The sequence below is a fragment of the Achromobacter sp. RTa genome (genome assembly GCF_000757485.1).
In the GTDB taxonomy this organism is placed as follows: Bacteria; Pseudomonadota; Gammaproteobacteria; order Burkholderiales; family Burkholderiaceae_B; genus Achromobacter.
Genome location: NZ_JPYO01000042.1, coordinates 660371 through 684387 on the forward strand (window position 1 = coordinate 660371; position 24017 = coordinate 684387).

Consider the following 24017-nt stretch of genomic DNA (forward strand, 5'->3'; position numbering starts at 1 on the left):
AAGTCCGCGGCCGGAAACGGCATCTGGCGGCCGTTTTCCATGATGCGCAACTCTGACCCAAGCCCGAGGGAATGCCAATTGAGAATTGCTTAAGCAGGGCTTCAGCCGGCGCGAAGTGGCGGGGAATCCCTAATGGCATGCCGCTTCGCGGCCGGCTCGCCCGCCGCGAAGCGGTTCAGGGCGCGTGCCGCGCCTGCAACTCCGCGAACGACGTCAGCTCGCCCGCCAGGGCGCTGGCCATGACCGTGGGCGGGCTGGCCAGCCAGACGCTGCCCGGGCCGGAGCGCCCCGGGAAATTGCGGTTGATGGCGCTGACCGTCACCTGCCCCGCATCGGTGGACGAGCCCGGTCCGCAATTGGCGCAGGCGCCGCAGGAAGGTTGAAGGATGCGCGCGCCGGCAGCCGCGAAGGTCCGGTCGTAGCCTCGCGCCACGCAATAGTCCCGCACCGCGGTGGTGCCGTACTGCAGATACAGCGCGACGCCGTCCGGAATGCCCAGGCCGCGCTCCACCGCCCAGGCCAGCACCTCGTGGTAGCGGTCGAAGTCCTCGCGCTTGCCGGCGGTGCAGGAGCCGCCATACGCGATGTCGACGCGAGGCCGATCCCGCAGCGATGTCAGGGGCACGCCGTTGCCCGGATCGCCCGGGGCGGCCACCAGGGGCGACAGGTCGCCGCAGTCCACCGTCAATGTCATGGCATAGGCGGCGCCGGGATCGCTGCGCATCCAAGGTTCAATGACCGCATCCACGCCGCGCCGTTCGCGCAGGAAGCGCGCCGTCTCGGCGTCCGGCGCCACGATGCCGGTCAGCCCTCCGAGTTCGGCGGTCATGTTGGTCAGGGTCGCGCGCTCGTCGATGGACAGGGCCGCCACCGCCTCCCCCGTGAACTCGAATACCTTCCCCACCCCCGCGCCCGACCGGATTTCCGGCAGGGCCAGCAAATGCAGCACGACGTCCTTGGCCGTCACGCCCGGCGGCAACGCCCCCGCCAGCTCGACCCGCAACGACTCGGGCACGGTCAAGCGCACGGCGCCGGTGACGAAGGCGTTGGCCATGTCGGTGGTGCCCACGCCGAACGCCACGCAGCCCAGCGCGCCGCTGTGCGGCGTGTGCGAATCCGTTCCCACCACCACCTGCCCCGGCAGCGCGTAGCGTTCCGCCATCATGGCATGGGAGATGCCGGCCACGTTGGCCCCGTCGTCCCGCGCGGCCTCGGCCTCCGTCAGCGTGCGGTGCTGCCGCAGGCCATAGGCTTCGGCGAAGTCGCGCTGCGCCTGGCACATGGCGCGCACGTTGGGGACGATGCCGGCCCGCACGTGGTTGGGGCTCTCTTCCACGTAGGAAGTATGGTCCTCGAAGACCACGATGCGCTCGCTGTCCACCAGGCGGAGCGGCCTTCCGAAACGGGCATGCAGCATATGGGCCGCCATTCCGGTGTAGTACTCATGGATGAAGCGCCAGTCTGCGCGGACGAACACGCCCGCCCCCGGCTCGGGCGCGGGCGGCGTCACGGACGTGCTCAGCAGATGCCGCTGGATGATTTTCTCGAACAGCGTGCGCGGCGCAGTATCCGCCGCGGCCGGCTGCGGCTCGACGCCGCCCAGCCGCGCCTGCCCGAACGCCAGCAGCCCCCCCGCCTTGACGATCTCGGCGGCCAGCGTGTCGCGGCCCGCCACGATTTCGTCTACGGTGACCTTTTCCCCCCGCCCCAGGCGTTCCGCCAGGCCCATGTCGGTGCTGGTGCACAGGCCGATGTTGTCGGCGTTCTGCCGGTAGATGCGCTCGAAGCTCTCGGCGATCACCAGCCGGACGCCCGCGGACTTCTCGGCCATGGGGCTGTGCTCGCGCGAAGACCCCTTGCCATAGCGCTTTCCGCCCACGACGACATTGACACCCGCCTGCCTGATCGCATCCACGCCGATCGGCAAGGCGTCGCCGGCCCGCAGGCCGGTGTAGGGATACCGGCCCAGCTTCTCGTCGAAATGGGTCAGGATCGGAACTGGCGTGATCTCATCGGTGGAAATGTCGTCGCGCAGCGGCCCGGCCTGCTCCTGGGTCAGGAATGAGCCCGTCAGCTGCGCAGCGATCCGCGCCGGATCGCGCGACAGGAAGAGCAGGCGCGCCGGCGCGTCGAGTACGTAGGTAGGCATGTCGGAGCGCTATTCAGGTGTCACGGCCGCGGCCTTGACCAGGGCCCGGCTTTTGGAAATTTCGGCGGCCAGCGTCTGGACCGCAACCTCGGTGCTGCTGCCCTGCGACACGAATCCCTGCGGCGTCAACGTCTTCAGGACCGCCGGATCGTGCATGGTCTGCTGCGTGGCCGCCTGCAGCCGCTGGACGATGGCGGCAGGCAGCCCCGCCGGCCCGATCAGCGAAATCCAGGCGTCATACGAATAGCCCTTCACGCCCGACTCGTCCAGCGTGGGAACCTCGGGCAGCGCGGCGACGCGTTCAGGCGTGCTGACGGCCAGGGCGCGCAGCTTGCCCGCCTGCACCTGCGCAAGCACGGAGGGCACCGCCAGGAACGCCACCTGGATCTGGCCGGACATCACGTCCGTGATCAGCGCGTTGCCGCCCCGGTAGGGGATGTGCATCATGTCGACGCCGGCCCGGGATTTCAGCAGTTCGCCGGCCAGGTGCAGCACGCTGCCGCTGCCCGACGAGCCGTAGTTGATCTTTCCCGGCTGCGCCCGGGCGGCGGCCAGCAATTCGCCGATGCTGCGGTACGGCGAGTTTTCCGCCGCCACCATTACCAGCGGCGTCGTGCCGATGACGGAGATCGGCGTGACGTCCTTCACCGAGTCGTACGGCATGCTCTTGTACAGGCTGGGATTGATCGCATGGTTGGACGAGACGATGGCCAGCGTGTAGCCGTCGGGCTTCGCGGCCACCAGTTGGCGGGTGCCGGGGATGCCCGCCGCGCCGGCCAGGTTCTCCACGATCAGGGGTTGGGCCAGAGTCTTGCCCAGGTTCTCGGCGACCACGCGCGCCACCACGTCGGCGGTGGAGCCGGGCGAGGTCGGCACGATCAGGCGGATCGGCCGGTCCGGGTAGCCCGCCGCAAGCGCCTGGGCGCCGACGCCGAGGGCGCCGAGCGCGAGCATACAGCCCGCGAGGAATCGGATGGGGGTCTTCATGTTGTCTCCTTGTAAGGCGCCGCGGGGTCTCGTTGCCCCGTCCCTTCGCATGACGCGCCTTGACTATAAGGAGATGCCGCCGTACGCCGAAGTGTCCTCTCGGCACGCCTGCCATCGCGAACCGAGATGGCGTCAGCCCTGCTGGGCGAGGAACTTGACCAGCGTGCCCGCCGTGGCGGACAGCTGGCTCTGGTCCAGGAAAACGATGCAGAGCTGGCGCTGCGCCCAGTCGTCGGACAAGGGCCGCACCACCACGTCCAGGGATTGCAGATACAGTTCGGCCACCTGCTGCGGCATGACCGCGATGCCCAGGCCGGCGTGGGTCATGCGGCACAGCGCGTCCAGGCTCGCCACGCGGATCTTGACCGACAACGTGGCGCCCAGCTCCGCCGCCTGCGCCGCCAGCAACTGCGTCAGCGCGCTGTTCTCGCGCAGGCCCACGAAGGTTTCTTCCGCGATGTCCCGCAGGCTCAGTTGCCGGGCAGCGGCCTTGGGATGCCGGGCCGGCAGCATCACCGCCAGCCGGTCGCGGCGGTAGGGCAGCTGTTCCACGCCCCGCGCGCCGGCGATGCGGTTGCAGATCCCGAAATCGGCGGCGCGCTCGCGCACCAGGCGCAGCACGTCAGGGCTGTGCTGCTCTTCCAGATCGATGTCCACCTCGGGAAACAGGCGCTGGAATGCCGCCACGTCCTCGGGCAGGAACTGCACGATGGCCGACAGGTTCGCCACCAGCCGCACGTGGCCCTTCACGCCGGCATACAGCCGCGAGAGCTCGGCCCCCATGGCTTCGACATCGCCGATGATGCGCCGCGCGTGGCGCAGCACCGTCTGCCCCGCCGGCGTCACGCTCACGCCGCGGGTATGGCGTTCGATCAGCGCCAGGCCGACCAGCGACTCCATGTCGGCGATCCGCCGGCTGACCGCGGACGGCGCGATGAATTCGCGCTCGGCGGCGCGTGCGATGCTGTTCTCCTGGCACACCGCGACGAACAGCCGCAGCGAAGTCAGATCGAGTTTGCGCAGGAGGTTTTCCATGGTCTGGCTGGCAGGCGCGGGGCGGCGCCCCTTGATGCCGGGGATCGTACACCACGCCCGCTCCTCAGGCCGCCAGGGGTTCCCGCGCCCGCCCGCGGTAGCGTTCCCATAGCGCAGCTTCGCGCGAGCGCGCCCGCTCGACGCCCTGCTCCTTGACGTGGCCATAGCCGCGGATGTCGTCCGGCAGCGCCGCCAGCGCCAGTGCGGCATCGCGGTTGCCCGCCTCCAGCGTTCGCGAGAATTCCTCCGCCAGGGCAAGGTAGCCGGACGCCAGCTGCCTTTCCATGCGGCGCTCGGCGGTCTTTCCGAACACGTCCAGCCAGGTCCCGCGCACCCGCTTCATGGGGGCCAGCAGGCGGAACACCTGCGCCATCCACGGGCCGAAGGCGCGCTTGCGCAAATGGCCCTGCGCGTCGCGCCGGGCGGTCGCGGGCGGCGCCAGGTAGTAGCGCAGGCGGTAATCGCGACCCGGCTCGCCTTCGAATTGCTCGCGCAGCCGGGCCTTGAATGCCGGATCCACGTAGAGGCGGGCCACCTCGTATTCATCCTTGTAGGCCATGAGCCTGGCCAGGTTGCGGGCGACAGTCTGCGTCACCTCGAAGCCGCCCGGATCCGCCAGCAGGGCCTCGCGGGCGCGCACGGCCTCCACGGCGGCCACGAACTTCGCCGCGTAGGCCTCGTCCTGATAGGCCCGCAAATGCTCGGCCAGGCGGCCGATGCGGCCATCCAGGGATTCCGGCAGGCCCAGGACCTGGGCCGTAGGCGCCGGCCGGAGCGCATCCGCGCCCCGGTGCGCCGCCTGGCGGCCCAGCTCGAAAGCGGCCAGATTCTTTTCGACCGCCACGCCGTTCAATTCGATCGCGCGCCGCAGGCTGTCCAGCGATAGCGGCAGCCCGCCCTGCTGCCAGGCGTAACCCAGCAGTAGCGGGTTGGCGTAGATGCCGTCGCCCAGCAGCGCCTCGGCCAATGGCCCCGCTTCGATGAAGCCGCAGTTGCCGCCCGTGCTGCGCGCCAGCGCGGCCTCGGCCTGCGCGCCGGGAAAACGCCAGCCCGGCTGCGACAGGAACGCGGCCGTGGGCGCCGCCGTGCTGTTCACCACGGCCCGGCTGTGATCCGGCCGCAAGCGCGACAGCACTTCGGGCGAGGCCGAGACCAGCGCGTCGCAGCCGATCACCAGGTCCGCCTCGCCCAGCGCTACGCGCGTGGCGTGCAGGTCTTCTGGGCGGTTCGCCAGTTGCACGTGGCTGAGCACGGCGCCGCCCTTCTGCGCCAGCCCCGCCATGTCCAGCACGGTCACGCCCTTGCCTTCTATGTGCGCGGCCGCCCCCAGCAGCGCGCCGATGGTCACGACGCCCGTTCCGCCCACGCCCGCGATCACCACGCGGTAGGCCCCGCCCGCAGGGATGTCCGCGCGGTCGGGCAGGGGCGCCTCGGCCAGCGCCGGCGCCCTCGCCGCGCCCGGCTTGCGCAGCACGGCGCCTTCAGCGGTCACGAAACTGGGGCAGAAGCCCTCGACACAGGAAAAATCCTTGTTGCAGGACGACTGGTTGACGCGGCGCTTGGTGCCCATCGGCGTGTCCAGCGGTTCGATGGACAGGCAGTTGGACTTCACGGAGCAGTCGCCGCAGCCCTCGCAGACGGCCTCGTTGATGAACGCGCGGCGCGGCGGGTCGGGATAGTCGCCGCGCTTGCGGCGCCGGCGCTTCTCGGTGGCGCAGGTCTGGTCGTAGATCAGCACGGTCGTGCCGTGGATGTCGCGCAGCGCGCGCTGCACCTCGTCCAGCTCCTGGCGATGGTGCACTTCGACCGCGGCCGGCAAGGCGCCCGCGCCTGCGTACTTCTCCGGCTCGTCCGTCACCACCACGGTCTTCGCCACGCCTTCCGCCTGCATCTGCGCCGCGATCTGCGGCACGGTCAGCACGCCGTCCACGGGCTGCCCGCCCGTCATCGCGACCGCGTCGTTGTAGAGGATCTTGTAGGTGATGCTGGCGCGCGCGGCCACCGCAGCGCGGATCGCCAGCAGCCCCGAATGGAAATAGGTGCCGTCGCCCAGGTTGGCGAAAATGTGGCGTTCGGACGTGAAGTCCTTCTGGCCCAGCCAGGCGACGCCCTCTCCGCCCATCTGGCTGAAGGTATCGGTCTTGCGGTCCATCCACATCGCCATGTAGTGGCAGCCGATGCCGGCCACGGCGCGCGAGCCCTCCGGCACGCGGGTGGACGTATTGTGCGGACAGCCCGAACAGAACCAGGGCTTGCGCTCTTCCACCAGCGTGGGCCGGGCGGCTTCGCGCTCCTTGGCGTCGATCACCGCGAGCCGCGCCGCGATGCGGGCGCGCAGCGTCTCCGACAGGCCCGCCTTGTCCAGGCGTGCGGCGATCGCCCTGGCGATCAGCGCCGGCGACAACTCATGGCGCGCCGGCAACAGCCAGCCGCCCCGCGGCGTGGACCATTCGCCGCCGCCGTTGTCGCGTTCGTCGAACTTTCCGTATACGCGCGGCCGCACGTCGTCGCGCCAGTTGTAGAGCTCTTCCTTCAGCGCGTACTCCAGGATCTGGCGCTTCTCCTCGACCACCAGGATTTCCTTCAGCCCCGTCGCGAACTCGCGCGCGTCCTGGGCGTCCAGCGGCCAGATGCAGCCCACCTTCAGTACGCGTATGCCCGCCTCGCGGCAGGCGGCCTCGTCCAGCCCCAGGTCGTTCAATGCCTGGCGCACGTCGAGATAGGCCTTGCCGGCCGTCATGATGCCGAAGTGTGCGCGCGGCGAATCCAGCACGATCCGGTTCAGCTTGTTGGCGCGCACGTAGGCCAGCGCGGCATACCATTTATGGTCGAGCAGCCGCGCTTCCTGCGCCAGCGGCGAGTCCGGCCAGCGAATGTTCAATCCGCCCTCCGGCAACGCCTCTTGCGGCAGCACGATGCGCACCCGTTCCGGGTCCACGTCCACCGACGCGCTGGACTCCACCACGTCGGTCACGCATTTCATGGCCACCCACAGCCCCGTATGGCGGCTCATGGCCCAGCCATGCAGGCCGTAGTCCAGGTATTCCTGCACATTGGACGGATACAGCACCGGAATGCCGCTGGCGATCAGCACGTGCTCGGATTGGTGCGCCACCGACGAGGACTTCGCGGCATGGTCGTCGCCCGCCAGCATCAGCACGCCGCCATGCGCCGACGTGCCGGCCGAATTGGCATGCTTGAGCACGTCCACCGACCGGTCCACGCCGGGCCCCTTGCCGTACCACATACCGAATACGCCGTCGCGGGTGGCGCCGGGGAACAGGTTCAGTTGCTGCGATCCCCAGACGGCGGTGGCCGCCAGGTCCTCGTTCACCCCCGGCTGGAACACGACGTCGTGCGCTTGCAGGTGCCGCTTGGCCTTCCACAGCGCCTGGTCCAACCCTCCCAGCGGCGATCCGCGGTAGCCCGAGACATAGCCGCCGGTGTTCAGGCCAGCCAGGCGGTCGCGCGCCTTCTGCATCAGGGGCAACCGCACCAGCGCCTGCGTGCCGCTCAGGTAGATGCGTCCTTGGGTGCGGGTGTACTTGTCGTCCAGCGTCAGGCCATGGGTATCGGCCGCGCCGGTAGGAAGTAAGGCGTTCACGCTTGTCTCCTGCGTTCCAGGTTTTGATGTTTTCCGCAGTGTAGGAACGGCGCTGGATATCGTATATTCATATATTCAGCTACCAGGTATTCGATAAACAGATGGCTAACGACGTCACTCTGCGCCAGCTGCGCTACTTCGCGGCAGCTGCCCGCACGGGCCGGTTTTCCATGGCGGCCGCCGACGAACATGTTTCCCAATCCGCCGTCACCAATGCCGTCCTGGCGCTGGAGGCCCAGCTGGGCGTGCGTCTGTTCGACCGCCATCCCCACGGTGTCACGCTGACGCCCGAAGGCCACAACTTCCACCAGCGCACCCGCGATGTGCTCGATTCCCTGGACGATGCCCTGCGCGAACCCGGCTTCCAGCGCTACGCGCTGCGCGGATCCGTGCGGATAGCGGCGTCCTACACCGTGCTGGGCTACTTCCTGCCCGACCTGCTGGCGCGATTCCGCCGGCGCTATCCCGACGTGGTGCTGGACCTGGTGGACCTGGATCGCCCCGAAATCGAATCCGCGGTGGCCAGCGGCGAGGTCGAGCTGGGAGTGGCGCTGCTGTCCAACGTGGAAAACCGCGAACGCTTCGGCCACCAGGTGCTGGTGCGCTCCCGGCGTCAGCTATGGACGGCGTCCGGCCATCCGCTGCTGCAGGCGTCCTCGCCGCCGTCGCTGGCGGATATCGCCCGGTATCCCTACATCCTGCTGGAAATGGACGAAGGGGAACGCTCCGCGCTGGCCTATTGGCAGGCCCACGGCCTGCGGCCCGACATCGCGTTCCGCACGCGGTCGATGGAGGCGCTGCGTGGGCTGGTGGCGCACGGCTTCGGCGTCACGGTGCTGTCGGACATGGTCTACCGCCCCTGGTCGCTGGAAGGCCGCAAGATCGAGGCGGTGCCCGTCGTCGACGCCGTCCCGCCCATGGAAGCGGGCCTGCTGTGGCATCCCCGCGCGGCCATCGCCAAGCCGGCGGAGGCCTTCCGCCAGTTCATGATGTACGCCTGCGGCGTCTGACGCGCCCCGCTACACCAGCTCGGCGCCCTTGCGCCGCGTGAACTGGGCCAGCGAACGCAGGGCCAGCGCATGCATGGCGGCCACCGAGGGCAGCAGCGTTTCCTCCTTGCGGGTCAGCACGCCTACGATGCGCTCCACGGTGGGTTCGGCCAGGGGCACGAAAGCCAGGCCGGTGGCGGCCGCCGGCCGCGCCAGCACCGGCAGCACGGTGACGCCCAGGCCGCTCACCACGCTGGCCAGCAGCGACGCGCGGTTGGACACCACCATGAAGGGGTCCTCGATCGCGCCGCCCAATTGCCGGTTCCGCAGGGTGTCGAACGTGGCGTTGCCGATCAGCCGTTCGCCGGCCAGCGCCGACCACGGCACCGGGCCGCGCCGGCGCGCCAACGGATGGTTCTTGCGGCACACCAGGCCGAAGGCGTCCCGCGCCACCGGCGCGAAGGCGACCTCTCCGGTGCGCGGCACCTGCCCGGCCACGCCCACCTGTACTTCTCCGCTCAGCACCAGCCGGTGCACGTCCTGCGAGGACTCGTCGATGGCGCGGATGCGGATCGCCGGATGCATGCGCGCATAGCGCTCCAGGAGCCGCGGCAGCCACTCATCGGCAAGCGACGGCATGACCGCCAGCGATACGGCCCCCTGGCTGCCCAGCCCCAGCTGGCGCGCCGCATCCAGCACCCGGTCATGGGTGGAGAGCAGCTCGCGGAACAGCGGCGCCACGGCAATGCCCAGCGGCGTGAGCTGCGCCCGCTTGCCGGGCTCGAAGAGGGGCGCCCCCAGCTGCTGCTCCAGGTCCTGCATTGCCGCCGACACCGCGGCCTGCGAGCGGAAAGTGCCTTCGGCGGCCTGGCGGAAACTGCCGTGATCGGCCGCAAGCAGGAACTGGCGCAGGTGCTGGATCTTCAGGGGAGGCGGCATGGCGGAAGATGCTGAATTCGGATTTTCCGAAATTAACTTACGTTAATTTGGATTGTCAAAACCCAGCGGCGAACCCAACAATGCCCCGTCTTTCATCCAACAGGTCGTGGAGCCGCGGTATGTCCCTGCAAGTACGCAAAGTCGTCAGTTACGTCGAGAAAACCCTGATCGAAGGGGGCCGCGCGGCCGAGCGCCCGCTGGTGATGATCGTGGCCGCCGCCGTGATCCGCAATCCGTGGGCCGGCCTGCCCTTCCAGGAAAACCTGCGCCCGCAGATCCTGGAAGCCGCGCCGCCGCTGGGCGCGCTGCTGGTCGAGGAGATCCTGCGCCAGGCCGGATCCGCGGACCAGGTCGAGGCCTACGGCAAGGCCGCTGTCGTGGGCACGGCCGGCGAGGTCGAGCATGCGTCCGCGCTGATCCATACGCTGCGCTTCGGCAACGCCTACCGCAACGCCGTCGGCGGCACCAGCTACCTGAGCTTCACCAATATGCGCGGCGGGCCGGGCTGCGTGATCTCGATTCCTCTGATGCACAAGCATGACGAAGGCCTGCGTTCGCACTATCTCACTGTGCAGACGACCATCAACGACGCTCCGGCGCCGGACGAAATCGTGGTCGCGCTGGGCGCCGCCACCTCGGGGCGCCCGCATCATCGTATCGGCAACCGCTATTCGGACCTCCAGGAACTCGAGCGCGAGGCCCAGGCGAAATGAGCGAGAATTCCCGCCGCTCCGGCCGCGGCGAACCGTTGGTGCTGCTGCACGGCGTCGGCCTGGACCACACTTTGTGGGATGACCTGGCGCCGCTGCTGGAGCCGCATTTCGAGGTTCTCCGCTATGACCTCCTGGGCCACGGCAACGGCCCCGGCATAGACGAAACCGTCTCGGTGCAGGACTACATCGGCCAGCTAGATGCCGAGCTCGACCGCGCGGGCTGGCGCAGCGCCAACGTGCTGGGCTATTCCATGGGAGGCCTGATCGCGGGCGCCTACGCCGCCGCCCGGCCGCAGCGCGTCACCCGGCTGGCGCTGCTCAGCACGGTGTTCCAGCGCAGCCCCGAAGAAGCGCGCGCCGTACTGGCGCGTCTGGACGCCGCCGCCACGCAGGACCCGCAGGCCGCCGCCGAGGTGTCGCTTCAGCGCTGGTTCACGCCTGGCTTCCAGGCGCGGCGCCCGGAGCGGGTCACAAGCATCGGACGGCGATTGCTGCGCAACCACCGGCCTCATTTCCTGGCGGCCTACCGGGTGTTCGCGCTGGGCGATACCGTCCTGTCCCAGGCCGCGCCCCGCATCGCCTGCCCCACGCTGGCGATGACGGGCGAAGAGGACGTGGGATCGACCCCGCGCATGACGCGCGAACTGGCCGCGGCCGTGCCCCATGGCCAGGCGCGGGTGGTGGCCGGCCAGCGGCATATGCTGCCGGTGGAGGAGCCCGCAATCGTGGCGTCGGCCCTGCAAGGATTTTTTCTGCCGGAGGCCGGCGGCCCGTCCCTTTCCTAGAGACGGCCGGCGGCATACACGAGCAGCGTGGAAACGGAGACACACAACATGAACCGCAGAACCCTCCTGAAGAACCTGGCGGCCCTGGCCATGGCGCCGGCCGGCGCCGTCCTCAGCCGCGCCGCCAGCGCGCGCGAAGCCCCCTTGCGCGTCATCGTGCCGTTCCCGCCGGGCGGTGGCACCGACGTGCTGGGCCGAGTCATCGCGGCGACGCTGGAAGGTGCGCTCGGGCGTCCCGTCGTCGTCGAGAACAAGCCCGGCGCCAGCGGCATGCTGGGCGCCGACTACACCGCCAACGGCGCCAAGGACGGCAGCGTGCTGCTGTTCGCGGGCCTGGTGCCCTCGGTGCGCTACTACGCCCGGCCGCCCGAAGACGTGCTGAAGCAGCTGGCTCCCGTCTGCCCCATCGCGCGTTCGCCGTACATGGTGGCGGTCAACGCCGACCTCCCTGCCAAGACCCTGGGCGAACTCGTGGCCCAGGCCAGGCGCGAGCCCAAAGGCCTGACCTTCGGTACCCCCGGCAACGCCACGCCCCAGCACCTGGCGACCGAGCTGCTCCAGATGGCTTGCGGCGTAGAACTGCTGCACGTGCCGTATCGCGGTACGGGCCCGATGATGACGGATCTGCTGGGCGGACAGATCCAGGTGGTGGTGGCCACCGTGGCCGCGGTCGAACCCTATCTGCAAGGCGGGCGCCTGCGGGTGCTTGCGGTGACCAGCCCCGAACGGCTGCCCAAGTACCCGGACATCCCCACGGTGGCCGAAAGCGGCTATCCCGGCTTCTCGGCGCAGATCCAGTTCGGCACTTACTGCGCAGCGGGTACGCCGGAAGCGGCCATCGCGGCGCTGAACCAGGGCGTCAACCGGGCGCTCCAGACCGAGACGGTCCGCGCCAAGCTGGCCGAACAGGGTTTCCAGCCCACGGGAGGCACGCCGGCGCAGCTGCAGCAGGCGCTGCTGGCGGAAATACGCGAGGTGGCGGCGCTGGTACAGGCAGGCAAGGTGAAGGTCGATCTGTAGCGTTCCTGCGCCCGTTCTGCTGGATAACCAGCATTTACAGGCATATCGTCCTCTGTGCATGCTGCTCTGCGACTCGGCGCAGATCGGGCGCACCAAGGAGACGATATGTCGAACCACTCCGCCCATATCCGCGAGATCGAGCAGGTCGGCCTGGGCCGCCCCACGCAGCGCGACGCGCTCGTGGTCAGCAGCTGGCTGCGCTGCCTGGACCAGTACCGGCTGGATCCCGCGCACGCCTGCGAGGCGTATATCGTGCCGGATGGCCGGCTGCGGGAGCACCGCCAGCAATCCGAGGGCCTGATCGCCATCGCCCGCACCGGCCTGGACAATCTCTTCCGCCATGTGGCCGGACAGAACTACGTGCTGCTGCTGGCCGACAGGCAGGGCGTCACCGTGGAATTCCTGGGCGACGCCCTGCAGACCGCCCAGTTGCGCAAGGCCGGGCTCTATCTGGGGTCGGAATGGTCGGAACGGCGCGCCGGCACCTGCGCCGTGGGCGCCTGCCTGGAAAGCGGCGAAGCGCTCACCATCCACCAGACCGACCACTTCGACAACACCCACACGCCGCTCTCCTGCACCGCCGCGCCGATCTACAGCGCCGACGGCGAACTGGCGGCGGTGCTGGATATCTCGCTGCTCAGCTCCCCCATCCTGAAGGCCAGCCAGAACCTGGCGCTGCACCTGGTCACCAGCACCACGCGGCGTATCGAAATGGCCAACCTGATGGCACGCACCAGCAACGAATGGGTGCTGCGCTTTGCGCGCTCGCCCGAGTTCCTGGACGTGGACCCCGAGGCGGCGATCTCGCTGGACGGCTCGGGCCGCATCCTGGGCATGACGCACACGGGCGCCAAGCTGCTGGCCCGCGCCGCCGGCCTGGACTGGCGCAATCCGGCCGGCCTCATCGGCCAACCCGTCACCCGTTTCTTCGACGTGCAGCTGGACGAGCTGCCTCGCTACACCCGGGCCCACGCGCCGCAGCAGCGCCTGATCGTCGCGCGCGACGGCAACGCCCTGTTCGCGCACGCCATCGAACCCAATCGCCGCTCCCGGGGCGCGTCCATCGCCGCGCGCGGCGCGCCGGCCGCGTTGCGCGGCCTGGACGGCGGCGACGCCAGGATGGCCGCCATGCTGGCTCGCGCCGCCAAGCTGGCCGGGCAGAGCCTGCCCATCCTGCTGCAGGGCGAGACCGGGGTCGGCAAGGAATACCTGGCCCGCGCCATCCATGACGCGAGCCAACGCGGCGGACGTTTCGTCGCCGTGAACTGCGCGGCGATCCCGGAATCCCTGATCGAGAGCGAATTGTTCGGCTACCTGCCCGGCGCCTACACCGGCGCGGCGGCCAAGGGCCGCAAGGGCCTGATCGAGGAATCCGACGGCGGAACCCTGTTCCTGGATGAGATCGGCGATATGCCGCTGGCGCTACAAAGCCGGCTGCTGCGCGTCCTGGCCGAATCCGAGGTCACGCCCATCGGCGCCAACGCCCCGCGCTCCGTGCGCCTCAGCCTCGTGTCGGCCTCGCATCGCGACCTGGCGGCGCTGGTGCGCGAAGGACGCTTCCGCGAAGATCTCTATTACCGCGTCAATGCCGCCACGCTGACCGTGCCGCCACTGCGCGAACGCGACGATCTGGAATGGCTGATCGGCCGTCTGCTGGCGCGCCACCAGGACGAATCCGGCGCCCCCGTGCTGTCCCCCGCCGCCCTGATGACGCTGAAAGCGCATGCCTGGCCCGGCAACATCCGCGAGCTCGCCAACGCCATCGCCGTGGCCGCCGCGCTGTGCGATGACGGCGTCATCGAACCCGGCGACCTGCCGGACGCGCTGGCGGCGGTGGCCCCGGCCGCCAGCCCCGCGGAGACCGCCTTGCGCGCCATGCTGGCCCGCTGTGCCGGCAACGTGTCCGAAGCCGCACGCCGCCTGGGCGTGGACCGCTCCACCGTCCATCGCCAGATGCGGCGCTACGGGCTCTCCTCCCGTCCCTGAAGCCTCCGCCACACCCGAGCGCCACAGCTGTGGCGCGCCGCCACGCCACGGCCCTCGGCCTCCGCCGCGCTCCCGGCGCGCGGCGCGCGCCGCCGCGGGTGGCACGGCGATTGCTTGATCGTTATCGACGTCCACCGGCCGGCACAGGCCGGGGCCGTCGACGGGCCGCCCCAGGCCCGCCACGACAACGACCGCCCGCAACGGGCAAGGAGACAAGACATGCAGACCGATCATGCCGGCACCGCCCTGGACGCCGTGCTCGCCCGCCTGAACGCCGGGCTGGGCAACAAGGATTTCGATGCCGTCGCCGACCTCTTCCAGGACGAGTGCTACTGGCGCGACCTGGTGCTGTTCACCTGGAACCTGCGCACCCTGGAAGGGCGCGGCCAGATACGCGACATGCTGCAACACCAGCTGGCGCAGGTGGAACCGGTGCGTTTCAGCCGCGACGCCAAGGAAGCCGTTTCCGACGACGGCGGCCTGCTCCAGGGCTGGATCGAGATCGAGACCAGCATCGCCCGCGGCTACGGCCACATCCGCGTCAAGGACGGCAAGATCTGGACGCTGCTGACCACCATGTCGGAGCTCAAGGGGCATGAAGAGCCCAGCGGCGCGCGCCGGCCCAAGGGCGCCGAGCACGGCAGCAGCCGGACCCGCCGGACCTGGCTGGAAAAGCGCGAGCAGGAGGCCGCCGAGCTCGGCTACCAGACCCAGCCCTACGTGCTCATCATCGGCGGCGGCCAGGGCGGCATCGCGCTGGGCGCGCGCCTGCGCCAGCTGGACGTGCCCACCATCATCATCGAAAGGAACGAACGAGCCGGCGACAGCTGGAGAAAGCGCTATAAGTCGCTGTGCCTGCACGATCCGGTCTGGTACGACCATCTGCCCTACATCCCCTTCCCGGAGAACTGGCCGATCTTCGCGCCCAAGGACAAGATCGGGGATTGGCTCGAGATGTACACCAAGATCATGGAGCTGAACTACTGGACGTCCAGCGTCTGCCAATCGGCCCGCTACGACGAGCAGAAGCAGGAATGGGAAGTCACCGTGCTGCGCGAGGGCGAGCCCGTAGTGCTGCGGCCCAAGCAGCTGGTGCTGGCCACCGGCATGTCCGGCAAGCCCAATATCCCCACCTTCCCCGGCCAGGACGAGTTCCAGGGCGAACAGCACCATTCGTCGCGCCATCCCGGCCCCGACGCCTACAGCGGCAAGAACGTGGTCGTCATCGGCGCCAACAACTCCGCGCACGACATCTGCGCGGCGCTCTGGGAAGCCGGCGCCAACGTCACCATGGTGCAACGCTCCTCCACGCACATCGTGCGCTCCGACACGCTGATGGACATCGGCCTGGGCGGCCTGTATTCCGAGCAGGCGCTGGCCAACGGCATGACCACCCGCAAGGCCGACCTGACCTTCGCCTCGCTGCCCTACAAGATCATGGCGCAGTTCCAGATCCCGCTGTATGACCAGATGCGCGAGCGCGACTCGGAGTTCTACGGCAAGCTCGAAGCCGCCGGCTTCATGCTGGATTGGGGCGACGACGGCTCCGGCCTGTTCATGAAATACCTGCGGCGCGGGTCCGGCTATTACATCGACGTGGGCGCCTGCGACCTGATCATCGACGGCAGCATCAAGCTGCAATCACGCACCGACGTCAGCCACCTGACCCGGGACGCGGTCGTCCTGAAATCGGGCATCCGCCTGCCCGCGGACCTGGTGGTCTACGCCACCGGCTACGGCTCGATGAACGGCTGGGCCGCGGATCTGATCAGCCGGGAAGTCGCGGACAAGGTCGGCAAATGCTGGGGATTGGGGTCGGACACCACCAAGGACCCCGGCCCCTGGGAGGGCGAGCAGCGCAATATGTGGAAGCCCACGCAGCAGGAAGCCCTGTGGTTCCACGGCGGCAACCTGCACCAGTCGCGGCACTACTCGCAATACCTGTCCCTGCAACTGAAGGCGCGCCAGGTGGGGTTGCCCGTGCAGGTCTACGGCCTGCAGGAGGTGCATCACAAGCGCTAGGCGCCGCGCCGGCCGGCCCACCGCCCCGCATGCGGGGGCCGGCCCCTTGCTCCGGCCCCGGTCTCGGGGTAAATTGTTGACAATCTTGCGCAAAGCCGCGCCCTATTCCGATTTTTTCTCACTGAAAACGGAAAATTGTCGACACCATGAGTAAAGTGATCACGCTGCCTGGCGCCGCCCCTGGCGATAGCGAGACGCTTGCGGAACACATCTTCCGCAAGATCCAGTCCGCCATCGTCAAGGGCGAAATCGCCCCCGGCAGCAAGATTTCCGAACCCGAGCTGGCTCGCATCCATGGCGTCAGCCGGGGGCCGCTGCGCGAGGCCCTGCACCGGCTGGAAGGCCAGCGGTTGCTGGTCCGCGTGCCGCATGCCGGCGCCCGCGTGGTGTCGCTGTCGCGGCAGGAACTCTCCGAACTCTACGAAATCCGCGAATCGCTCGAAGGCACGGCCTGCCGCCTGGCCGCCGAACGCATGCCTCCCGCCGAGATCGCGGAGCTGCGCGGCGTGCTCGAAGCGCATGAACGCGACGAGGCCTTCCAGGCCGGGCTGGGCTACTACCAGCAGGAAGGCGATTACGATTTCCACTACCGCATCGTCAAGGGCAGCGGCAACCAGATGCTGTTCCGCATGCTTTGCGACGAGCTCTACCAGCTGGCGCGCATGTACCGCATCCAGTACTCGACCACGCCCAACCGCCCCCGGCAAGCTTACGCCGAACATCACCGCATTCTTGACGCCATCGCCGACCGCGATGGCGAGTTGGCTGAAATCCTGATGCGCCGCCACATCCGCGCATCCCGTCTCAACATCGAACAGCAGATCGCGCAGGGCAACCTGCAGCGCACCGAGGCATGAACCACTCCTACCGCAAGCCCCTGCCCGGCACCCGCCTGGACTATTTCGACACCCGCGCCGCCATCGAGGCGATCTCGCCTGGGGCCTATGACCGCCTGCCCTACACGTCCCGCGTGCTGGCCGAAAACCTGGTGCGCCGCTGCGACCCCGCCACGCTGACGGATTCGCTGAAGCAGCTGATCGAACGCCGCCGCGACCTGGACTTCCCGTGGTTCCCGGCCCGCGTGGTCTGCCACGACATCCTGGGCCAGACCGCGCTGGTGGACCTGGCAGGCCTGCGCGACGCCATCGCCGAGAAAGGCGGCGACCCCGCCAAGGTCAACCCGGTCGTGCCGGTGCAGCTGATCGTCGACCACTCGCTTGCCGTGGAATACGGCGGCGACGACCCCGACGCCTTCGCCAAGAACCGCGCCGTGGAAGACCGCCGCAACGAAGACCGCTTTCACTTCATCGACTGGACCAAGCAGGCCTTCCGCAACATCGAAGTCGTGCCCCCGGGCAACGGCATCATGCACCAGATCAATCTGGAACGGATGTCGCCCGTCATCTACACGCAGGACGGCGTGGCCTTCCCCGACACGCTGGTCGGCACCGACAGCCACACCCCGCACGTGGACGCGCTGGGCGTGATCGCCATCGGCGTGGGCGGCCTGGAAGCCGAAAACGTCATGCTGGGCCGCGCCTCCTGGATGCGCCTGCCCGACATCGTCGGCGTGGAACTCACCGGCCGCGCCCAGCCCGGCATCACCGCCACCGACATCGTGCTGACGCTGACCGAATTCCTGCGCAAGGAAAAAGTGGTGGGCGCCTACCTGGAGTTCTACGGCGAAGGCGCCTCCAGCCTCACGCTGGGCGACCGCGCCACTATCTCGAACATGGCGCCCGAGTACGGCGCCACGGCCGCGATGTTCTCCATCGACCAGCAGACCATCGACTACCTCCGCCTGACCGGCCGCGAAGACGAGCAGATCGCGCTCGTGGAAACCTATGCCAAGACCGCGGGCCTGTGGTCCGACAGCCTGAAGAACGCGGAATACGAGCGCGTGCTGCGCTTCGACCTGTCCAGCGTGGTGCGCACGCTGGCCGGCCCGTCCAATCCGCATCGCCGCCTGCCGGTGGCCGACCTGGCCGAGCGCGGTATCTCGGGGGTCGTCGAAAACAATCCCGGCCAGATGCCCGACGGCGCCGTGATCATCGCCGCCATCACCAGCTGCACCAACACCAGCAACCCGCGCAACGTCATCGCCGCCGGCCTGCTGGCGCGCAACGCCAACCGCGCGGGCCTGACGCGCAAGCCCTGGGTGAAGAGCTCGCTGGCGCCGGGATCCAAAGCGGTGTCGCTGTACCTGGACGAGGCCGGCCTGACCGAAGACCTGGAAAAGCTGGGCTTCGGCGTCGTGGCCTTCGCCTGTACCACCTGCAACGGCATGTCGGGCGCGCTGGACCCGAAGATCCAGCAGGAAATCATCGACCGCGACCTCTACGCCACCGCCGTGCTGTCCGGCAACCGCAACTTCGACGGCCGCATCCACCCCTACGCCAAGCAGGCGTTCCTGGCCTCGCCGCCGCTGGTGGTCGCCTACGCCATCGCCGGCACCATCCGCTTCGACATCGAGCGCGACGTGCTGGGGCAGGACGCCAATGGCCGCGACATCCGCCTGAAGGACATCTGGCCCAGCGACGAAGAGATCGACGCCATGGTCAAGTCCGCGGTCAAGCCCGAGCAGTTCCGCAAGGTCTACGCGCCCATGTTCGGGATCCAGGACGAGCGCCGCGCGGCCGTCAGCCCGCTGTACGACTGGCGCCCGATGAGCACCTACATCCGCCGCCCGCCGTACTGGGAAGGCGCGCTGGCAGGCGTACGCACGCTGCGCGGCATGCTGCCGCTGGCCGTGCTGGGCGACAACATCACGACCGACCACCTATCGCCGTCCAACGCCATCCTGATGGACAGCGCCGCCGGCGAATACCTGCACAAGATGGGCCTGCCCGAAGAGGATTTCAACTCCTACGCCACCCACCGCGGCGATCACCTCACCGCGCAGCGCGCCACCTTCGCCAACCCCAAGCTCTTCAACGAGATGGTGAAGAACGACGACGGCACGGTAAAGCAGGGTTCGCTGGCGCGCGTCGAGCCCGAAGGCAAGGTCATGCGCATGTGGGAAGCCATCGAAACCTACATGAACCGCAAGCAGCCGCTCATCATCGTGGCCGGCGCCGACTACGGCCAGGGTTCCTCGCGCGACTGGGCCGCCAAGGGCGTGCGCCTGGCCGGCGTGGAGGCCATCGTGGCCGAAGGCTTCGAACGCATCCACCGCACCAACCTGATCGGCATGGGTGTGCTGCCGCTGGAGTTCAAGCCCGGCGTGAACCGCAAGACGCTGGGCCTGGACGGCACCGAGAGCTATGACGTCATCGGCGAGCGCAAGCCGCGCGCCGACCTGACGCTGGTGATTCACCGCCGCAACGGCAAGACCGAGCAGGTGCCCGTCACGTGCCGCCTGGACACCGCCGAGGAAGTGTCGATCTACGAAGCCGGCGGCGTGCTGCAGCGCTTCGCGCAGGACTTCCTGGAGGCCTCCGGCGCCGAAAAGAAGTCCGGCTGAACCGTCATCGGCAAGGCGGACGCCGATGGCGTCCCCTCCCCACACCAATCATCAGGACTGCCCCATGACCCATGCTCCACAGACCAAGATCACCGCCACCTACATGCGCGGCGGCACCAGCAAAGGCGTGTTCTTCAAACTCGACGACCTGCCCGAATCGGCGCGGGTGGCCGGTGCCGCCCGCGACGCGCTGCTGCTGCGCGTGATCGGCAGCCCCGACCCCTACGGCAAGCAGATCGACGGCATGGGCGCCGCCACCTCCAGCACCAGCAAGACCGTCATCGTCGGCAAGAGCACTCGCCCGGACCACGACGTGGACTATCTGTTCGGCCAGGTTTCCATCGACCAGCCCTTCGTGGACTGGAGCGGCAACTGCGGCAACCTGTCGGCGGCCGTCGGGCCCTTCGCGATAGCCAACGGCCTCGTCGACCCGGCCCGCGTGCCGCAAAATGGCACCGCCGTCGTGCGCATCTGGCAGGCCAATATCGGCAAGACCATCGTCGCACACGTGCCCATCACCGATGGCGCCGTGCAGGAAACCGGCGACTTCGAGCTGGACGGCGTGACTTTCCCCGCCGCCGAGCTGCGCCTGGAATTCATGGATCCGGCGGAAGAAGGCGACGGCGGCTCGATGTTCCCCACCGGCAAGCTGGTGGACGACCTGGAAGTGCCCGGCATCGGCACCTTCAAGGCCACCATGATCAACTCCGGCATCCCCACCATCTTCCTGGACGCCGAGGCCCTGGGCTATACCGGCACGGAACTGCAGGACGACATCAACGGCGACGCCGCGGCGCTGGCGCGCTTCGAGACCATCCGCGCCCACGGCGCGCTGCGCATGGGGCTGATCGGCAAACTGGAAGAGGCCGCCAGCCGCCAGCACACGCCCAAGGTCGCCTTCGTCGCGCCCCCCAAGGAATACGTGTCCTCCAGCGGCAAGAAGATCGGCACGGGCGACATCGACGTGCTGGTGCGCGCCCTGTCCATGGGCAAGCTGCACCACGCCATGATGGGCACCGCGTCCGTCGCCATCGCCACCGCCGCGGCGGTGCCGGGCACGCTGGTCAACCTGGCCGCGGGCGGCGGCGAACGCGACAACGTCTGCTTCGGCCATCCGTCCGGCACCTTGCGCGTCGGCGCCGAGGCCAAGCTCGTGGACGGCGAATGGAAAGTCACCAAGGCGATCATGAGCCGCAGCGCGCGGATCCTGATGGAAGGCCGCGTGCACGTGCCGCGCGAAGGGTTCTAAACCGCTTCAGCCCTTCGCCCCAGCCGCTTCCAGCATGCGCGCGACCTCGGCCTGGCCGCGTTCGCGCGCATGTTTCAACGGGGTCACGCCCTTGCCGTCCGCCAGGTTGACGTCGGCGCCGGCCTCGATGAGGCGCTTCACGATCGCCTGGTGGCGCGGGCCGCCGTCGCCCAGGATCACGGCCTCCAGCAGGCCCGTCCACCCCAGGTTGTTCACATGGTCCGGATCCACGCCGGCACGCAGCAGCACGTCGACGACTTCGACGTGCCCGCGCTCGCAGGCGGGAATCAGGGCCGTGCCGCCATAGCGGTTGGTGCTTTTCAGATCCGCGCCGTGCGCCAGCGTCATCGCCAGGATCTCGCGCAAGCCGCGAGCGCCCGCAAGCAGGTAGGCGCTGTCATGGATCGCATTCTTCGCGTTGACGTCGGCGCCCGCATCGATCAGGGCGCGGGCGGCCTCCACGTGGTTGCCCTGGGTTGCGCGCAGCAGCGGCGTATTGCCGCCGCCATCGCGCGTCTCCAGCGCGGCCCCTTGCCGCAGCAGCGACTTGACGCGGCCCGCGTCGCCGTCGCCCGCCGCCGCAAGCAGCGCCGCATCCGGCCCGGCGGCGGCAGCTCCGCCCCCTACGCTCAGCAGAAACGCCGCCAGCCAGATGCGGCATGCGCCAAAAATAGGCATATCGAAATCTCCCGTGATAAAGCGTCTCCGGACCGTCCCGGGGCACGGGTCCTAGTATGGCGATGCGGCGCGGTATTATGAAATTAATTGGATTAATAACATTCAGTGGGAGTTGCAATGCTTGATCCGGTCCTGCTGCGCAGCTTCGTCACGGTTGTGGACACGGGCAATTTCACCCGGGCGGCCGAGTACCTGCACCTGACGCAATCCACCGTCAGCCAGCATGTCATCCGCCTGGAAGACAGCCTGGATTGCCGGTTGCTGGACCGGACTCAGCGCCACGTCCTGCCCACCGAGGAAGGCGAGCGCCTGCTCGGATATGCCCGCAGCATTCTCCGGCTGGCCGAGGAGGCGCGCGAAAGCGTCGCGGCCGCGCAGGCGAGCGCGGTGCTGCGCCTGGGCGCGCCCGAGGAGTTCATGGGCGCCACGCTGATGCCCACGATCGCATCCGTGCAGTCGGCCTACCCGCTGCTGCGCGTGGAGGTCGAGGGCGGCCTCAGCCATGAACTGCTGCGGCGCTACCGCGAAGGCGAGCTGGACCTGCTTCTCGTGAAACAATGGGAGGTCGACGCGGACTGCCACGCGCAATGGCCCGAGCCCCTATGCTGGATCACAGCGGTGGATTCCCCGCCGCCCGCGCCCGACACGGCCGTGCCGCTGGTCGCTTTTCCCGCGGGCGCGCTGTACCGCCAGGAAATGACCGCCATGCTGGAAACAGGCGGAAAACCGTGGCACGTGCGCTTCTCCAGCCCCAGTCTGCCCAGCCTGGTCTCGGCAGTCGCGTCGGGGCTGGGCATCAGCCTGTTGCCGGCCGTCTGCGTTACCGCGGAGCACCGCGCGCTGACGGCCGAAGAGGGCTTTCCCGCCCCCTGCGGCCTGCGCCTGGCGCTCTATGCGCGCTCGCGGCTCAGCGACGCAGGCCTGGCCTTGCGGCGCGCGCTGGAGGCCTATTGCGAACTGCGCGCCGGCAAGGTCACGCCGCCGGCTGCTTGACGGCCCCGGCGAAGAACCCGGCCGCCTCGCCCACCGGCTCTCCCTTGCGGAACAGGAAGCGCTGCGCGGGCGCCGCGGCGACGGCGGCAGGCCCGTTGGGCGAGGGCAGCGCCACGAAAGTGGCCTCGTTGCCCGCCTGCAGCCCATAGCCTTCCAGGCCAAGCACGGCGGCCCCGGCGCTGGACGCCAGCTCCAGCGCTGCCAGCAGATCGGCGTCGGTGTAGAAGCCCGAGCGGTAGCCGATCAGCATCGCGCGCTGCAGCATGTCGCCATTGCCATAGGGCCACCAGGTGTCCTGGATGTTGTCGTTGCCGGCGAACACCCGCACGCCCGCCTCGCGCAGGCGCAGCACCGGCGGGAAGGCCCGGTCGCCCGGCGCGTTCGTCATGATCGCCACGCCGGCGTCGGCGAGCTTGCGCGCGGCCTCGTCCAGCGCCTGCGGCCCCACGTCGCCCAGCGCGTAGGCGTGGCTGACCGCGACGCGCCCGGCAAGCCCCAGCGCCCTGGTCCGCGCCGCGATGCGGGCAAGCTGCTCCACGCCAGGCATGCCCGGCTCGTGCAGGTGGATGTCGATCTTCGCGCCCAGCCGTTCGGCGATGCCGAAGATGCCATCGAGCTGCCCGTCGGCATCGCCGTCGAGCGTGGACGGATCGATTCCGCCTACTACCTCCGCGCCTTCGCGCGCGGCAGCTTCCAGCAATTGCAACGTCCCCGGACAGGACATCACGCCCGCCTGCGGAAACGCCACGAGCTCGATATCGACGATGCCGCGCCACTTCTCTCTCGCCGCCATCACGGCATGCAGGTTCGCCAGGCCCGTGGTGGCATCCACGTCGACGTGGCTGCGCATCGCCACGGTGCCGAAGGCCGCCGCCTGCGCGATGAGCGCGTCGGCGCGCCCTTCGATCGGCGGCGCAGCGGCAAGCTCGCCCTTTTCGATGGCCAGCCGTTCCCGCAGCGTGGCCGCCGGCCGGTGGGGATGCCAGCGGTCGCCCACGAAGCTCTTGTCCAGGTGGATGTGGCCGTCCACGAAACCCGGCAACACCAGGTGGCCCCCCAGGTCTATCACCTCGGCCGCGCCCAGGACCGGCGGCTCGGCGCCGATAGCGAGGATGCGCCCGTCGCGGACGGCCAGGGCTTGCGGATTTCCGTCGATACCGACGGCATTGATGAATACGCGGTCTGTCATGGTTCGCCTTCGTCTTGCAGAGGGCCGCGCGCGGGCTGCGGCTTGGCCCTCAAAGCCTTCCACCTTATCGGAGCGCGCCGCGCGCGGCCAATTAAGTGTTGCGATGCCTGCCAATGGGAATCGCAATACCCCGGCGCCCGCGCGCATGGCGGCCGCATGCTGGACTCGAAACAGGTATGGTCCTATACTTCCGTCTTGCTGTAGTTCACCACGCAT

General features: G+C 69.0%; 17 protein-coding genes. 10 read left to right on the top strand and 7 right to left on the bottom strand.

Annotated elements, in window-relative coordinates:
• Positions 1 to 175: 175 nt before the first annotated feature.
• From JL37_RS20625 to JL37_RS20640, 4 genes are all read right to left on the bottom strand, one after another.
• Positions 176 to 2149: an aconitase family protein gene (locus JL37_RS20625; protein WP_043546417.1), complete on the bottom strand. Its 1974-nt coding sequence runs from the start codon at positions 2147 to 2149 to the stop codon at positions 176 to 178.
• 9 nt (positions 2150 to 2158) lie between these two features.
• Positions 2159 to 3136: a tripartite tricarboxylate transporter substrate binding protein gene (locus JL37_RS20630; protein ID WP_043546418.1), complete on the bottom strand. Its 978-nt coding sequence runs from the start codon at positions 3134 to 3136 to the stop codon at positions 2159 to 2161.
• A 132-nt stretch (positions 3137 to 3268) separates the two neighbouring features.
• Complete coding sequence (locus JL37_RS20635) at positions 3269 to 4171, bottom strand: LysR substrate-binding domain-containing protein (RefSeq protein ID WP_043546420.1); 903 nt, start codon at positions 4169 to 4171, stop codon at positions 3269 to 3271.
• A gap of 64 nt (positions 4172 to 4235) precedes the next feature.
• Positions 4236 to 7775: an indolepyruvate ferredoxin oxidoreductase family protein gene (locus JL37_RS20640; protein WP_043546422.1), complete on the bottom strand. Its 3540-nt coding sequence runs from the start codon at positions 7773 to 7775 to the stop codon at positions 4236 to 4238.
• A gap of 101 nt (positions 7776 to 7876) precedes the next feature.
• Between JL37_RS20640 and JL37_RS20645 the strand changes: the two genes are divergently transcribed.
• Entirely contained in the window at positions 7877 to 8785 is a 909-nt protein-coding gene (locus JL37_RS20645; protein ID WP_043546423.1) for a LysR family transcriptional regulator, read from the top strand.
• A gap of 9 nt (positions 8786 to 8794) precedes the next feature.
• Here the strand turns inward: JL37_RS20645 and JL37_RS20650 are convergent, their stop codons facing one another.
• Entirely contained in the window at positions 8795 to 9703 is a 909-nt protein-coding gene (locus JL37_RS20650; RefSeq protein WP_043546426.1) for a LysR family transcriptional regulator, read from the bottom strand.
• 119 nt (positions 9704 to 9822) lie between these two features.
• Here JL37_RS20650 and JL37_RS20655 point away from each other — a divergent pair, with 119 nt between their 5' ends.
• The 8 genes from JL37_RS20655 (at position 9823) to prpF (ending at position 20941) form a co-directional block, all read left to right on the top strand.
• Positions 9823 to 10416 carry an amino acid synthesis family protein gene (locus JL37_RS20655; protein WP_043546428.1) on the top strand — a complete coding sequence of 198 codons (594 nt, stop codon included), beginning with the start codon at positions 9823 to 9825 and terminating at the stop codon, positions 10414 to 10416.
• Positions 10413 to 11201, top strand: a complete 789-nt coding sequence (locus JL37_RS20660; protein ID WP_043546429.1) for an alpha/beta fold hydrolase — start codon at positions 10413 to 10415, stop codon at positions 11199 to 11201. The genes JL37_RS20655 and JL37_RS20660 overlap by 4 nt, the downstream gene beginning before the upstream one ends.
• Positions 11202 to 11249: 48 nt before the next feature.
• Positions 11250 to 12221 (top strand): tripartite tricarboxylate transporter substrate binding protein, encoded by a 972-nt coding sequence (locus JL37_RS20665; protein ID WP_043546431.1) that lies wholly within the window; start codon positions 11250 to 11252, stop codon positions 12219 to 12221.
• A 105-nt stretch (positions 12222 to 12326) separates the two neighbouring features.
• Positions 12327 to 14207 carry a sigma-54-dependent Fis family transcriptional regulator gene (locus JL37_RS20670; RefSeq protein ID WP_043546432.1) on the top strand — a complete coding sequence of 627 codons (1881 nt, stop codon included), beginning with the start codon at positions 12327 to 12329 and terminating at the stop codon, positions 14205 to 14207.
• Between the two features lie 219 nt (positions 14208 to 14426).
• A complete protein-coding gene (locus JL37_RS20675; protein ID WP_043546433.1) occupies positions 14427 to 16229 on the top strand; it encodes an NAD(P)/FAD-dependent oxidoreductase in 1803 nt (600 codons plus the stop codon).
• A gap of 146 nt (positions 16230 to 16375) precedes the next feature.
• Positions 16376 to 17086: a GntR family transcriptional regulator gene (locus JL37_RS20680; protein WP_043546434.1), complete on the top strand. Its 711-nt coding sequence runs from the start codon at positions 16376 to 16378 to the stop codon at positions 17084 to 17086.
• Positions 17083 to 19692: a Fe/S-dependent 2-methylisocitrate dehydratase AcnD gene (acnD, locus tag JL37_RS20685; protein WP_043546435.1), complete on the top strand. Its 2610-nt coding sequence runs from the start codon at positions 17083 to 17085 to the stop codon at positions 19690 to 19692. Before JL37_RS20680 ends, acnD begins: the two co-directional genes overlap by 4 nt.
• A 64-nt stretch (positions 19693 to 19756) precedes the next feature.
• Positions 19757 to 20941, top strand: a complete 1185-nt coding sequence (prpF, locus tag JL37_RS20690) for a 2-methylaconitate cis-trans isomerase PrpF (protein ID WP_043546437.1) — start codon at positions 19757 to 19759, stop codon at positions 20939 to 20941.
• A 6-nt stretch (positions 20942 to 20947) separates the two neighbouring features.
• Here the strand turns inward: prpF and JL37_RS20695 are convergent, their stop codons facing one another.
• Complete coding sequence (locus tag JL37_RS20695; RefSeq protein ID WP_043546438.1) at positions 20948 to 21619, bottom strand: ankyrin repeat domain-containing protein; 672 nt, start codon at positions 21617 to 21619, stop codon at positions 20948 to 20950.
• 117 nt (positions 21620 to 21736) lie between these two features.
• On the opposite strand from JL37_RS20695, the gene JL37_RS20700 reads away from it, so the two are divergent.
• On the top strand, positions 21737 to 22612 hold the full coding sequence (locus JL37_RS20700; protein ID WP_043546440.1) for a LysR family transcriptional regulator: 876 nt from the start codon (positions 21737 to 21739) through the stop codon (positions 22610 to 22612).
• On the opposite strand, the gene JL37_RS20705 is transcribed toward JL37_RS20700, so the two are convergent.
• Positions 22593 to 23801, bottom strand: coding sequence for an amidohydrolase family protein (locus JL37_RS20705; RefSeq protein WP_043546442.1), 1209 nt, complete (start codon positions 23799 to 23801; stop codon positions 22593 to 22595). The genes JL37_RS20700 and JL37_RS20705 overlap by 20 nt on opposite strands.
• Between the last annotated feature and the right edge of the window lie 216 nt (positions 23802 to 24017).

Coding starts and splice junctions, on each gene's coding strand:
- JL37_RS20625 (WP_043546417.1), bottom strand. CDS start 2,149: ATGCCTACCTACGTACTCGACGCGCCGGCGCGCCTGCTCTTCCTGTCG.
- JL37_RS20630 (WP_043546418.1), bottom strand. CDS start 3,136: ATGAAGACCCCCATCCGATTCCTCGCGGGCTGTATGCTCGCGCTCGGC.
- JL37_RS20635 (WP_043546420.1), bottom strand. CDS start 4,171: ATGGAAAACCTCCTGCGCAAACTCGATCTGACTTCGCTGCGGCTGTTC.
- JL37_RS20645 (WP_043546423.1), top strand. CDS start 7,877: ATGGCTAACGACGTCACTCTGCGCCAGCTGCGCTACTTCGCGGCAGCT.
- JL37_RS20650 (WP_043546426.1), bottom strand. CDS start 9,703: ATGCCGCCTCCCCTGAAGATCCAGCACCTGCGCCAGTTCCTGCTTGCG.
- JL37_RS20655 (WP_043546428.1), top strand. CDS start 9,823: ATGTCCCTGCAAGTACGCAAAGTCGTCAGTTACGTCGAGAAAACCCTG.
- JL37_RS20660 (WP_043546429.1), top strand. CDS start 10,413: ATGAGCGAGAATTCCCGCCGCTCCGGCCGCGGCGAACCGTTGGTGCTG.
- JL37_RS20665 (WP_043546431.1), top strand. CDS start 11,250: ATGAACCGCAGAACCCTCCTGAAGAACCTGGCGGCCCTGGCCATGGCG.
- JL37_RS20670 (WP_043546432.1), top strand. CDS start 12,327: ATGTCGAACCACTCCGCCCATATCCGCGAGATCGAGCAGGTCGGCCTG.
- JL37_RS20675 (WP_043546433.1), top strand. CDS start 14,427: ATGCAGACCGATCATGCCGGCACCGCCCTGGACGCCGTGCTCGCCCGC.
- JL37_RS20680 (WP_043546434.1), top strand. CDS start 16,376: ATGAGTAAAGTGATCACGCTGCCTGGCGCCGCCCCTGGCGATAGCGAG.
- acnD (WP_043546435.1), top strand. CDS start 17,083: ATGAACCACTCCTACCGCAAGCCCCTGCCCGGCACCCGCCTGGACTAT.
- prpF (WP_043546437.1), top strand. CDS start 19,757: ATGACCCATGCTCCACAGACCAAGATCACCGCCACCTACATGCGCGGC.
- JL37_RS20695 (WP_043546438.1), bottom strand. CDS start 21,619: ATGCCTATTTTTGGCGCATGCCGCATCTGGCTGGCGGCGTTTCTGCTG.
- JL37_RS20700 (WP_043546440.1), top strand. CDS start 21,737: ATGCTTGATCCGGTCCTGCTGCGCAGCTTCGTCACGGTTGTGGACACG.
- JL37_RS20705 (WP_043546442.1), bottom strand. CDS start 23,801: ATGACAGACCGCGTATTCATCAATGCCGTCGGTATCGACGGAAATCCG.